Genomic DNA, 12,563 nt, shown 5'->3' on the forward strand with positions numbered 1-12,563 from the left:
TTCGGTTCATTTTTGGGTATGGCGCTAGGCGGAGTACTTGCTGAGCATTATGGTTGGCGCTGGGCCTTTGGTTGCATGGCGATCTTTGGTTTAGTTCTTGCTGTGCTCTATCCAGTCGTGGTGAAAGAAAGAAAAATCGTTTCCCCTCAGTTGATCACAGCAACAGGGGAAAAGGTTGCTCAAATAAAAAATCCGCTACGAACCTTATATTCAAGCCGTTCCGTTGTAGCCACGTATATTGGCAGTGGTTTACAACTTTTTGTAGGGGGTTCTGTCATCGTTTGGATGCCCAGTTACCTCAACCGCTTTTATGCCATGAGTACAGATAAGGCTGGAATCACCTCAGCCGTGATTGTTTTATGTAGCGCCGTGGGTACGATCTTATGCGGCATGTTATGTGATCGCCTAGGAAAAAACCGTCCTGATCGTAAAGTCAGTTTAGCCATTGGCTACTGCTTATTGAGTTGTTTGATCCTGTCGATTGCTTTTGCATTACCTGCGGGCCAGCTCCAACTGGTAATGATTTGTCTTGGGATGTTTATTGCGATCGGTACCAATGGGCCTACCAGTGCTATGGTCGCAAATCTCACACATTATTCGGTACATGCTACAGCTTTTGCCACTTTAACTTTGGCTAACAATTTATTGGGGTTGGCTTTAGGGCCGCTCTTGGTGGGAAAAGTATCCGATGTGATTGGACTGCACGCTGCATTTCAGCTTATGCCTTTGATCAGTATCGTCGCTGCTATGGTTCTATTATTTGCCAAATATCATTATCACCGTGACATGGCGCAACTTGGTAAGTTACAGGGTGCTTTGCATCAGCTTGAGCAAGAGCAAAAACATGGATCACTTTAGTCAGAATAATGGATGAAAAATATGACACGCAAATTGCATATAGATGTTTTCTTTGAATTTATTTGTCCTTGGTGTCTGATTGGTAAACGTCAATTGCAGGCAGCATTGCAACAGTTCAAACGCACACATACTGATGTAGATGTCATCGTACATTGGCATGGTGTGCAGTTAATTCGACAGTTGCCAATAGACGGTGTGCCATTTCAAGCATTTTATCAAGAGCGACTCGGCAACAGCGAAAATGTCGAAAGACGTCAAGCACAGGTAAAACACGCCGCTCAGGCGGTTGGCGTGGAGATTGATTTTTCTAAAATTAAACGAATGCCCAATACCGTAAAAGCACATCGACTATTTGCACGTGTGCAAGAGCTCGCTACACCAGAACAACAAGAGCAGCTCTTGGAACGCCTCTTTGCTGCATATTTTCAGCGCTGTGAAGATTTGACTGAAAGTACAGTGTTATTTCAGATTGCGGCTGAATGTGGTTATAGCCAGCCACAACTGGCACTTGATTTAAATGCTGCCGAGCAAGTTTTTCATTCTGCAAACACAGGTGGTCATGGTGTTCCTTATTTTATTTTTGATGGTCGCTTGGCTTTAGCTGGCGCACATCCAGCACATGTATTATGTGACAGCATGTTTGAAGCCTTAGCAACACAAGGATGGCCTGCATGAGTTTTCGATTCTTAGTTCCTTCGGAAAAAGTTCCTGTTGTAGATGGACGAAGTTTATTGTTTGTCGAAGGGAAGACCATTGCACTGTTTAATATCGCCTCAGTGTTTTATGCATTTGAAGATAGTTGTCCTCATCAAGGTGCCTCAATGTGGTCAGGTAAGTTAGAGGGACAAATTCTGCAATGCTGCGCTCATGGTTTGCGATTTGATCTGGCTACAGGATACTTACTTCATTCAACTCAAATGAAACTGAGTACTTATCTCGTGGAAGTTCAGGGTGAACAGGTCTTTATTGTGCTCAATCGTGGAGAGCAATATGCAGCACTTTAATGTCGCAGATTTGATACAACGTTCACGTGAATTATTGCCTGGTATTTTAGTCAGTTTAATTGTCGCGGCTGCGGCAACTTTTTTAGCAGATCATTATGCTGCTCCAGTGATGTTATTTGCCTTGATGCTGGGAATGGCCGTTAATTTTCTGGCGGTTGAAGGCCCTTGTAAGGCAGGGATTGAGTTTACTTCGCGCACAGTTTTAAGGATCGGCATTGGCCTATTGGGTATGCGAATTACCTTAGAACAAATTGCAGGACTGGGTTGGCAGATTTCAGTTTTGGTTTTGAGTTTGGTGGTGATTACCATTTTAGTGTCTATGCTCGTTGCACGTGTCATGGGGTTTAAGGGTATTTTTGGCATGTTAACTGGTGGGGCAACTGCGATCTGTGGTGCATCGGCAGCATTAGCGTTATCTGCCGCATTGCCCAATCATCCACAAAAAGAAAAAGCGACTTTATTTACGGTTATTGTGGTCTCTGCATTTTCAACTATTGCCATGATTTTTTATCCAATGATTGCCAACTGGTTAGAGTTATCACCCTCTGCTGCTGGCGTGTTTTTAGGCGCAACGATTCATGATGTGGCTCAAGTCGTTGGCGCTGGATATAGCATGTCGACTGAAACAGGTGATATTGCCACGGTAGTTAAATTAATGCGTGTTGCAATGTTATTACCAGTAATTGTCTGTGCTGCAATGATTACGCGTATGCAAGGTGCTGATGGAACAGGGGCACGGCCGCCATTACTGCCATTTTTCGCCGTGGGTTTTATCATTATGGTGTGTATCAACAGTACTGGCTGGGTACCTGTAAACATCCAAACAGGTGTAAATGATTTATCACGCTGGTGTTTGGTCACCGCGATTAGTGCACTGGGAATGAAAACACAGTTAAAAGCTTTGGCTTCGGTTGGAATTAAGCCAATTCTACTCATGCTTGGTGAAAGTATATTCCTTGTCGTTTTGGTGCTGTTGATGATGAAATGGTTATTTTAAGCTAGCACCATACATGCGGTAATTGAGTTTATGTCCAGTGCATGAGTGGGTAGAGTACTTATGCACTGGGCTTTTTTAATTCATACAAAACATGCCGCTCTAAGTGATGCTGTGCAGGGAGTTTAGGATGATTAAATTCTCCCACCTTGTTCATGCCTAGTTTTTGCATAACGGCTTCAGAAGGATGATTCGCGACAGCAGTAAAAGACACGACTTTTTCCAGTTGAAGGGTATGAAAAGCGTAATCTAAAGCAGCCTGCGCAGCCTCTGTGGCATAACCTTGTCGCCAAAAAGATTTAGTCAAGCGCCAGCCAATTTCTACACATGGAGAAAAATCAAATTGTGTGGCTTGCTCATGTAAGCCGACAAAACCGATAAATTGTCCTGTGGTTTTTAATTCGACTGCCCAGAAACCCCAGCCCTGACGCTGAATGATTTCGGTAACCGCTTCAATGAATTTTAGACTCTCTTCTTTGCTTAAACACTTTGGGAAATAATGCATGACATCTGGATCTTGGCCCATCGCAATGAAAGCTTGTTGGTCTGTGAGTTGCCACTGTCTTAAGATTAAACGCGGTGTTTCCAGCATGAAGCCCCACAAATTTTGAGTGATAAATATTTGTTCGATTATAATTAACTCAAAGAAATAAATCAGGCTGAATGGCGTGAATAAATGTAAAGTTTCAGTATTAAAATCATCAAAAATGAATGATGTTTATCCATTTCAAAAATGCATATAATGATTATTTTTTAAACTAAATGTCACAAAATGTGAAATTAAAATGTGAAAATTTAGAATATGTATTGGCTTAGATGGTTCGGCATAATATTAAATTAACTGCAAGTTTTATCACTCTAAATAAATTTGTGCGTGGTTTTTAATACAAATATTACAATTATTGTTAAATAGATCAAATTTTTTAAAAACCAATTTTTGAAATTTGAATAAATTAAGAATTTTTCAGCCTATATATTTCAATTACTTAAGTTAATTAATTACATGAAATAACATAAAGTTAACGTAAGATAATGTTTATATTAATGTTTTATGCAACGATAACGCCCTGTGTGCTAGCTAATACACTTTACATTTTTTTTATTAAAAGGACATTCACATGAAATTAGTTAAACTTGCATTTGCCGGAATCGCGTTAGTTGTGACTTCACAAACATTTGCTGCAGAACCAGCTGCAGACGTTGCTGTTCCAGCAGAAGCGCCTGTTACTGAGACAACTACAACTGAAGCACCAGCTCCTGCTGCTGACCAACCAGCTTCTGACGCTTCAGCTGCTGAAATGCCAACAGCAGAGTAAGTTAAGTGTATTTATGTGTGTAATATCAACACATATTTATACTCAAGCAATAATCATATATGACGATTTTTATTAAGATAAATCTAATTATTGATTAGGCTGATAGAACATATTTTATTTAACTTGATATTATATTTTATATAATTTATGGCTAATTAAAATATGTTTTTATGGCCCTAGTATAATCGCTAGGGCTTTTGCATATTATGATGTTTTCTGTGGTAAATGAATATCTTGTTGTATTAACACCTTATTATTTTCACGCCAGACCGTTGGAGATACGCCAAACTGGTTAATAAACCATCGAGTAAATGAGCTTGGCATTGAGTAACCCAATATGTCAGAAACTTGGCTTAATGAATAATTTAAATTTTTTAAATAACGAAATACTAGATTACGTCGTACATCATTAATCAGATCACTAAAACTGGTCTGCGCTGCCTCTAATCGACGTTGTAGTGTACGAACATTTATATCGTGTGCATGGGCAACCTGATCAAGTGTGGCACGGCCCATAGGTAAGAGTAGATATATACTTTTGCGTATATCTAAAATTAATGATGGCTCACAGTCATTTTGCAAAATATCTAAGAACCGTTGTGCATGATCAGCCATCGCTGTATTGGCTAAAGGATTGATTTGATCTAGTTCAGATGCATTGCACACGAGTCCATTAAACTCACTACCAAATTCGAGTGTACAGCCAAACACACGTCGATGAATGGACAGATCTTTAGGCGCACTGTGGGTAAAATGCGCACTGGTTGGTCGCCACTTATGCTGTAAAAGCGTCGCACACAATCGATGCATTGTACCCACGGCAAGTTCTGTGGCCTGACGACTATAGAGTGAGGCAGGTGTGACCACCTCCTCGCGAATAATAGCAGTATGACCACTTTCCTCCACATAGATTGCCAGCGCATCGTTGAGTAAATTGCGATAACGACTAATAATTTTTAAAGCATCGCGTAATGTATGTTGGTAACTGAGTAACAAGCTGACTTCGCCAAAATCAGAGAGTTGTCTTAACTCCGCCATACGCAAACCAAAAGCTTCACAGCCACTGCTCAGTGCTGAGGCTTCTAATAAGGTAATGGCTTTATCAACGGGAATGCGCTGTTTACTGTCAGCCAGTTGGGATTGGCAAAGTCCGACACTTGATAATAAAGAAAAAGTGTTGAGATCAAGCTGTTGGCTCACGTTTAAATAGTTGGTAAGCACTGCCGTATGTGCAAAAGGCACCATGTTCTTATCTCCTTATCTTTAAAATAACCTCATCCTGGTTAGCTTCTACTTATATCTAAAATGCTCAGCTTGTAAAAGGACTTTCTATGCAAAGCATTTATCAATAATTCTTGTGAGTTTTATGATGTTTTTTGCTGAGTAAAGTGATCTATGACCATCATGAATTTTTAAATTTGAATTTGTCGTGAAATGAAAAGCCAATGACATGCAATGTACCTCGTCATTTAAAGGAGCACTCTAAGGTAGAGATAAGAATTTAGCCTGATGGTCCTGACATATGGAGGTGTCAATATGGAAAAAATACAGACTCAAGCTACAGTACTGATCATTCCTGGTTTACGTGATCATGTGGCTGAACATTGGCAAACGCATCTGCAATCACGGTTGGCTAAAGTGCGGAGTGTGCCGCCTTTACAAACTGACAAATTGAACTGTTCCAAACGTCTTGAAGCCATTCAAATGCAGTTAGAGCAAATCGATGGTCCTGTGATTTTAGTGGCACATAGTGCTGGTGTATTGATGACTGTGCATTGGGCCGCGCACTACTATTCTAAGCAACAGCAGATTCAAGCTGCGTTGTTGGTGACTCCTCCTGATCTTAATGCAACTTGGCCAGAAAACTATCCAACATCCAAAGCGTTAAATGAACAAGGCTGGATACCTTTGCCTCAGCAAAAACTTCCCTTTTCAAGCCTCGTGGTTGCAAGTCGGAATGATCCATTGGCCAGTTATGACGCAGTGATGAAAATGGCACAGCATTGGGGCAGTCAGGTTTTAGATTTGGGGGAAGTTGGGCATATGAACCCAGCAGCTGGTTTTGGCCCTTGGCCAGAGGCAGAACAGTTGATTCGACAACTCGATAGCACTATAGCAGACAGTGCCATCACAACATAAAGAACTGGGCAAATAATAACAATGATATTGCCCATGAAAAATCCCAAAAAATCGATTGAGCTACAACAGAAGTGATCGGTTCTATTTCAACACGGTTATTTTGATTTTAGGCCAAGGAATGGTCTGAAGAATCATTAAGGAAAATAAAACATGTCTGTATTTCAAAAACTATAACGCGACTTTGCATATTTAAATCTCAGACCTCAAGGTCGTGATTTTTTACTTACGCATGTGTCATTTAACTCACTCAATCATATCGATATGGAGATGGTATGGTGGATCAGTATGTCTATATAAAGGGTATTTCAAAACACGGTCGATGGATGAAAAGCAGCTGTGTTTTATTGGGTATTTTTTTGTCTGTCTCTAAAGCTTATGCTTTTACTGTAGAGATTAATCCCGACTGGAAATTTGAAACAACAACCAATTTAAGTTTAGGACAAAGTATCAGTACTCAGGCGCCATCGTCTGAATTACTTTATCACCCAGACTCCATTAAAACAGGAAAGTCTGGTTATAGTATCGATGTCAATGGTGATAATGGCCGAGTCAACTTTGATCAATACGATACAATTTCACAGATTGTTAAAGGCTATACCGAATTTAAACTCAATGGACCACAGCAAGGGGCAGTGCTCAGTACAAAATATTGGTACGACCATGCCTATGAAGCCAATCATGGTCACTTATATGACTTTGATGATTCTCAGTGGCCTCGCTTAGCAAAGTTTAAAGGCATCGATTTATGGGATGCTTATATTTGGAAAAACTTTAAATTGAATGACGAGCAATCGCTGAATTTGAAACTGGGTAAACATACCTTGTCATGGGGGAAGTCACAGTTTTTTCAAAATGGCTTAAATTCGGTGAGTGCTTTTGATTATGTTGCGGTCAATCGACCTGGAGGCGATCCACGAGAGCGTATTATTCCTGTTGAAATGTTTTCCTTTGCCGCAGATTTAAATCAACATCTTAAGTTGGAAGGTTTTTACCAATTTAAATTTAGACCTTCAGTGGTTGATGGCTGTGGAACATTTTTTGAGATTTCTGATCTGGTTCCAGAGCGTTGCGGGCCTTTAATTATTACTGCTGGCTTAGATGATAAATCTACGGAAGGTGCATTAGCTGCACAGCGATATATACCTCGTACAGCCAGTCAACTGGCCAAAGATCAGGGACAATATGGTTTTGCTTTAAAACAGAACTTACCCGCTTTAAATAACGCAGAACTGGGTGTGTATTTTGCCAATTATCATAGTCGATTGACTCATTTTGATGGAACCAACGCAACAGCCGCTGGGGCTAAAAACTTTAATACCGCAACGATTTTTTCAATTTATCCTGAAGATATTAAAATGTATGGTTTGAGTTTGGCTGGTAAAGTTGCAACCACCTCAGTCTTTAGTGAATTAACCTATAAACCAAATATGCCACTTCATTTTAACAGTCCAGATTTAGTCTATTACCAAGTGTTATCGCCTGATACACCATTTTCCTCACCAGGTGTGAGTGGTGAAATGGGGGATTATGCACAAGGATATGCCAGTTTACCTGTTACACAGTGGAGCATTGGTGCAAGTAACCAGATTCAGAATTTATGGGGTGCAAATAGTTTTAATTGGGCAGCTGAATTTGCTGTTAATCATATTGCAGATATAGGTAATCATCGTTTAGGTCGATCGGGTGCTTTTGGGCGTAGTGAATTATCTACAGGTGCTTATGATCCAGTCACTAAGGTAAATCAATGTACAACATATGGCACAGCTAATCTCTCTAATGATGAGGTTGACCGTTTAAATGAGCAGTATTGTAATCGTGATGGGTATTACACTACGTGGTCTATGGGCTATCGATTACGTGGGGTGTTAAATTATAAAGATGTATTTCCTGCGACGGTGATTAGTCCAAGTTTAAGTTTGCGACATGATGTGCATGGATATGGTCCTAATTTTCAACAAGGGCAAATGAGTATCGCTGCTGCGGTTTCGGCGACATATCAAAATAAATATACAGCTGAACTTGCCTATACCAATTTTTTTGGCTCAAATGAATTTAGTGTAATTGATGATCGTGATTTTGCCTCTTTAGTTTTCAAAGTTAATTTTTAATCCCAGTAAAGATGTAATATCTTGAAAGAAATCCTGAGCAGACACTCAGGATTTTTAATATATGTAGACACTTGTGATCAAATGACAAATATCTGTCATGAAATGACAAAATATAAGTTAAAAACTTTTGTATTTTATCCCTTCATTCGGTGAGTACCGATTTATAAGATAGCCGTAACAAGCTGGTAATAAGGACATTGAGATGAAGGGAAATATGATGTGTCAACCGCTGTTAATCAGCAGTTTGATTGAGCATGCAGAACGTTACCATGCAGATACTGCGGTTATTTCAAAAAATAGCGATGGAACGATGACACAGAGTAATTGGCGTGAAGTTGCAGCAAATGCTCGACGTTTTGCCAATGTATTAGATCATTTCCAGTTAACACAGGGTGATCGAGTTGCAACGCTTGCATGGAATAATCATCGTCATTTAGAGTCATGGTATGCGATCTCGGGGAGTGGTTATGTTTGTCACACTATTAACCCTCGATTATTTCCAGAACAACTGACTTTCATTATGAATAATGCGCATGACAAAGTTGTGATTTTCGATAAGACTTTTGTCGGGCTAATTTCAGAAATTAAAAGCGCATTGCCACGAGTTGAACATTTTATTTGTTTAGATGCCTACGATGCCGAGATTGAAAAAGCATTGCCTGACGTATTATTTTATGACCTATTAATAGAGAAACAATCAGATCAGTTTATCTGGCCTGAGTTCGATGAAAACCTTGCTAGCTCATTATGTTATACCTCTGGTACGACAGGCCATCCCAAGGGCGTGTTGTATAGCCATCGTTCAACGGTATTACATAGTTATGCGAGTTGTTTACCAGATACCTTTAATTTATCCGCCAAAGATAATTTAATGCCCGTCGTTCCGATGTTTCATGTCAATGCTTGGGGGATACCTTATTCTGCTGCGATGGTTGGCTGTGGTCTTGTTTTGCCTGGGCCAATGTTAGATGGGGCGAGTTTGGTTGAATTAATTGACCGTTATAAAGTCACCAATGCCTTAGGTGTACCGACCATTTGGCAGGGCTTACTTAATGCTGCAGCAAATTTAGGCAGTACTTTACCCAGTTTGATACGTAATGTGGTTGGTGGTGCAGCATGTCCACCTGCGATGGTGCTGACTTTTAAAGAGCGCTATCAGTGTGAAACGATTCATGCATGGGGGATGACAGAAACGAGTCCTTTAGGTGCAGTAAATCAGTTAAAAGCAAAACACACGGTACTTGATGATACAGATAAATTATCTTTACGTTTAGCCCAAGGCCGTCCTCCATTTGGCGTACAACTACGTATTTGTGATCAGGAAAAAGGTATAAATGAACTGGCTCGCGATGGCTTAACCGCAGGCCATTTACAAATTAAAGGACATTGGATTGTGAGCCACTATTTTGCTGCAGACCAATCTGCACTGACGCAGGATGGTTGGTTCGATACAGGTGATATTGCTACGCTTGATCAAGATGGTTATTTAAAGATTTGTGATCGTTCTAAAGACTTGATTAAGTCAGGTGGTGAGTGGATTTCCTCAGTAGAACTAGAAAATATTGCCAGTAGCCATCCTGAACTTGAAATGGTGGCTGTAATCGCTGCGATACATCCGCGTTGGGATGAAAGACCCATACTCATTGCAAAGAAGCAGGCACAAAGCCAAGTCACTGCGCATGAAATCTTGACATATTATGTAAATAAAATTGCCAAATGGCAGATTCCTGATCAAGTCGTTTTTGTTGATACTATTCCAGTTGGCGGTACAGGAAAAATTCTAAAAAAGGAATTACGCGAAATGTATGGTTCAATTTTGTTAGAAAGTTGAGTTGTATCTGATCGTGGATAAGTTATTCATTGCATTTTAGCAAATGCGCAAGAATTTCTAACTTTACTCAGCGAGTGATTTCCCTGTTTTTAGCTTCTCAAGGAGATCATCATGCAAAGGCATCATCGCGTGCCTTTGAAATGATACTGTTCTTGATCAGCCTTTATATCAGTTTAAAAATTCAAGAAGTAAAATTAATGATGAAATAGAACCCATGGGTTCTATTTCTAAGCTCTAGTTGCAAATTGAGTTATATTAGATAGGTTAGGGAATAAGATTTTAACATACGGTAAAAACTAACGAAGAAGGAGAGCGATAATGACAGCACAAACATCTGCAGGTCTAAGATTTAGACAAGCTTTGGAAGTCGAAAAGCCATTACAGATTATTGGAACTGTAAATGCCTATGCAGCCATGATGGCAAAACAAGTTGGCTATAAAGCGATTTATGTTTCAGGTGCAGGTGTTGCGAACTACTCGTATGGTTTACCAGATCTTGGTATGACCAGCTTAGACAACGTGCTTGAAGATGTACGCCGTATTACTGAACGTGTTGATACACCTTTGTTGGTTGATATCGATACCGGTTGGGGCGGTGCTTTCAATATTGCACGGACCATTAAAGAAATGATTCGTGCAGGTGCAGCAGCAGTACATATTGAAGATCAAGTCGCACAAAAACGCTGTGGACATCGTCCAAACAAAGAAATCGTTACTCAACAGGAAATGGTTGATCGTATTAAAGCTGCGGTTGATGCAAAAACTGACTCTAATTTTGTGGTGATGGCACGTACTGATGCACTTCAAAAAGAAGGTCTACAAGCAGTAATTGATCGTGCTTGTGCTTGTGTTGAAGCTGGTGCAGATGCAATTTTTGCTGAAGCCATGACTGATATTACGATGTATAAAACGGTTTGTGATGCAGTTGGTGTTCCAGTTTTGGCCAACATTACTGAGTTTGGTGATACGCCATATTATACCGTTGATGAATTGGGTGAGCAGGGCATTAGCATGGTGCTTTATCCACTTTCAGCTACACGAGCGATGCAAAAAGCAGCACTAGAGGTGATGCATTCTATTCGCAATAATGGTACACAAGTAAATGCATTAGATTTGATGCAGCAACGCAAAGAATTATACGAGTTCCTTGATTATCATACATTCGAAAATACATTAGATAAGTTATTCAAGCAGGAGAGCTAAAATGGCTGAAGGAAAAGTCCTTACTGGCGCGGGTTTACGTGGTCAAGTTGCAGGGAAGACGGCATTATCAACGGTAGGAAAAAGCGGTGCAGGCCTGACTTATCGTGGTTATGATGTGCAAGATCTTGCTGAAAATTGCCAGTTTGAAGAAGTTGCTTACTTAATTTTCTTTGGTGAATTGCCAAATACTGAGCAACTACAAGCCTATAAAGCAAAACTTAAATCGTTACGTGTTTTACCACAAGCATTAAAAGATGTACTTGAACGTATTCCTGCGGATTCACACCCAATGGATGTGATGCGTACAGGTGTATCGATGCTCGGTAACTTAGAAACAGAAAACTCTTTTGCTGATCAACAAAATGTTGCTGATCGCATTTTGGCTACTTTGCCAGGCATTATTTGCTACTGGTATCGTTATAGCCATGACGGTGTGCGTGTTGATGAAAACACAGATGATGATTCAATCGGCGCACAGTTCCTGCATTTACTTCGTGGTGAAAAACCGAATGAATTGCATGAACAAGTAATGAATGTTTCACTTATTTTGTATGCTGAGCATGAGTTTAATGCTTCAACATTCACCGCGCGAGTATGTGCATCAACACTTTCTGATATGCATTCATGTATTACAGGTGCAATTGGTTCACTACGTGGCCCATTACACGGTGGTGCCAATGAAGCTGCGATGGAAATGATTGAAAACTGGACTTCTCCAGATGAAGCAGAACGTGAAATGTTGGGCAAACTTGAACGTAAAGAAAAGATCATGGGCTTTGGTCATGCGATCTATAAAGACAACGATCCACGTAATGGCATCATTAAAATCTGGTCAGAGCGTTTAGCGAAAGATGTAGGTGATACGGTACTTTACCCAGTATCAGCACGCTGTGAAGAAGTGATGTGGCGTGAGAAGAAGTTGTTCTGTAACGCAGACTTCTTCCATGCATCTGCATATCACTTTATGGATATTGCAACTAAACTGTTTACACCGATCTTTGTAATGAGCCGTGTAACAGGTTGGGCGGCTCATGTAATGGAGCAACGTGCAGATAACCGTATCATTCGCCCAAGTGCTGAATATACAGGTCCTGAACTACGTAAAGTTGT

General features: G+C 40.3%; 12 protein-coding genes. 10 read left to right on the forward strand and 2 right to left on the reverse strand.

Annotation, left to right across the window (positions count from 1 at the left end; all coding sequences use genetic code 11):
• The 4 genes from Aru01_RS02420 to Aru01_RS02435 form a co-directional block, all read left to right on the forward strand.
• Nucleotides 1-858 (forward strand): MFS transporter (locus Aru01_RS02420; RefSeq protein WP_042111111.1); only part of this gene is annotated, 858 nt, incomplete at its 5' end.
• A gap of 21 nt (nucleotides 859-879) precedes the next feature.
• Nucleotides 880-1,533, forward strand: a complete 654-nt coding sequence (locus Aru01_RS02425; protein ID WP_016654775.1) for a DsbA family oxidoreductase — start codon at nucleotides 880-882, stop codon at nucleotides 1,531-1,533.
• Nucleotides 1,530-1,862 carry a Rieske (2Fe-2S) protein gene (locus tag Aru01_RS02430; RefSeq protein WP_016654776.1) on the forward strand — a complete coding sequence of 111 codons (333 nt, stop codon included), beginning with the start codon at nucleotides 1,530-1,532 and terminating at the stop codon, nucleotides 1,860-1,862. Before Aru01_RS02425 ends, Aru01_RS02430 begins: the two co-directional genes overlap by 4 nt.
• A complete protein-coding gene (locus Aru01_RS02435; RefSeq protein WP_016654777.1) occupies nucleotides 1,849-2,859 on the forward strand; it encodes a YeiH family protein in 1,011 nt (336 codons plus the stop codon). Before Aru01_RS02430 ends, Aru01_RS02435 begins: the two co-directional genes overlap by 14 nt.
• Before the next feature lie 58 nt (nucleotides 2,860-2,917).
• Here Aru01_RS02435 and Aru01_RS02440 read toward each other — a convergent pair whose 3' ends face one another.
• Nucleotides 2,918-3,448 (reverse strand): GNAT family N-acetyltransferase, encoded by a 531-nt coding sequence (locus Aru01_RS02440; protein WP_016654778.1) that lies wholly within the window; start codon nucleotides 3,446-3,448, stop codon nucleotides 2,918-2,920.
• A 526-nt stretch (nucleotides 3,449-3,974) separates the two neighbouring features.
• Between Aru01_RS02440 and Aru01_RS02445 the strand changes: the two genes are divergently transcribed.
• Nucleotides 3,975-4,172: a hypothetical protein gene (locus Aru01_RS02445; protein WP_016654779.1), complete on the forward strand. Its 198-nt coding sequence runs from the start codon at nucleotides 3,975-3,977 to the stop codon at nucleotides 4,170-4,172.
• 204 nt (nucleotides 4,173-4,376) lie between these two features.
• On the opposite strand, the gene Aru01_RS02450 is transcribed toward Aru01_RS02445, so the two are convergent.
• A complete protein-coding gene (locus Aru01_RS02450) occupies nucleotides 4,377-5,417 on the reverse strand; it encodes an AraC family transcriptional regulator (RefSeq protein WP_016654780.1) in 1,041 nt (346 codons plus the stop codon).
• A gap of 291 nt (nucleotides 5,418-5,708) precedes the next feature.
• Here Aru01_RS02450 and Aru01_RS02455 point away from each other — a divergent pair, with 291 nt between their 5' ends.
• The 5 genes from Aru01_RS02455 to prpC all read left to right on the forward strand — a co-directional run.
• A complete protein-coding gene (locus Aru01_RS02455; protein ID WP_016654781.1) occupies nucleotides 5,709-6,311 on the forward strand; it encodes an RBBP9/YdeN family alpha/beta hydrolase in 603 nt (200 codons plus the stop codon).
• Nucleotides 6,312-6,583: 272 nt separating this feature from the next.
• Nucleotides 6,584-8,419 (forward strand): DUF1302 domain-containing protein, encoded by a 1,836-nt coding sequence (locus Aru01_RS02460; protein WP_016654782.1) that lies wholly within the window; start codon nucleotides 6,584-6,586, stop codon nucleotides 8,417-8,419.
• Nucleotides 8,420-8,621: 202 nt separating this feature from the next.
• Nucleotides 8,622-10,250, forward strand: a complete 1,629-nt coding sequence (locus Aru01_RS02465; RefSeq protein WP_016654783.1) for a long-chain fatty acid--CoA ligase — start codon at nucleotides 8,622-8,624, stop codon at nucleotides 10,248-10,250.
• Nucleotides 10,251-10,568: 318 nt separating this feature from the next.
• Nucleotides 10,569-11,453, forward strand: coding sequence for a methylisocitrate lyase (prpB, locus tag Aru01_RS02470; protein WP_016654784.1), 885 nt, complete (start codon nucleotides 10,569-10,571; stop codon nucleotides 11,451-11,453).
• Between the two features lies 1 nt (nucleotide 11,454).
• Nucleotides 11,455-12,563 (forward strand): bifunctional 2-methylcitrate synthase/citrate synthase (gene prpC / locus Aru01_RS02475; RefSeq protein WP_042111115.1); only part of this gene is annotated, 1,109 nt, incomplete at its 3' end.

The sequence above is a fragment of the Acinetobacter rudis genome (genome assembly GCF_000829675.1).
GTDB lineage: Bacteria > Pseudomonadota > Gammaproteobacteria > Pseudomonadales > Moraxellaceae > Acinetobacter > Acinetobacter rudis.

Excerpts from the sequence above, each read along its gene's own strand:
- Aru01_RS02425 (WP_016654775.1), top strand. The coding sequence starts at position 880 with ATGACACGCAAATTGCATATAGATGTTTTCTTTGAATTTATTTGTCCT.
- Aru01_RS02430 (WP_016654776.1), top strand. The coding sequence starts at position 1,530 with ATGAGTTTTCGATTCTTAGTTCCTTCGGAAAAAGTTCCTGTTGTAGAT.
- Aru01_RS02435 (WP_016654777.1), top strand. The coding sequence starts at position 1,849 with ATGCAGCACTTTAATGTCGCAGATTTGATACAACGTTCACGTGAATTA.
- Aru01_RS02440 (WP_016654778.1), bottom strand. The coding sequence starts at position 3,448 with ATGCTGGAAACACCGCGTTTAATCTTAAGACAGTGGCAACTCACAGAC.
- Aru01_RS02445 (WP_016654779.1), top strand. The coding sequence starts at position 3,975 with ATGAAATTAGTTAAACTTGCATTTGCCGGAATCGCGTTAGTTGTGACT.
- Aru01_RS02450 (WP_016654780.1), bottom strand. The coding sequence starts at position 5,417 with ATGGTGCCTTTTGCACATACGGCAGTGCTTACCAACTATTTAAACGTG.
- Aru01_RS02455 (WP_016654781.1), top strand. The coding sequence starts at position 5,709 with ATGGAAAAAATACAGACTCAAGCTACAGTACTGATCATTCCTGGTTTA.
- Aru01_RS02460 (WP_016654782.1), top strand. The coding sequence starts at position 6,584 with ATGGTGGATCAGTATGTCTATATAAAGGGTATTTCAAAACACGGTCGA.
- Aru01_RS02465 (WP_016654783.1), top strand. The coding sequence starts at position 8,622 with ATGAAGGGAAATATGATGTGTCAACCGCTGTTAATCAGCAGTTTGATT.
- prpB (WP_016654784.1), top strand. The coding sequence starts at position 10,569 with ATGACAGCACAAACATCTGCAGGTCTAAGATTTAGACAAGCTTTGGAA.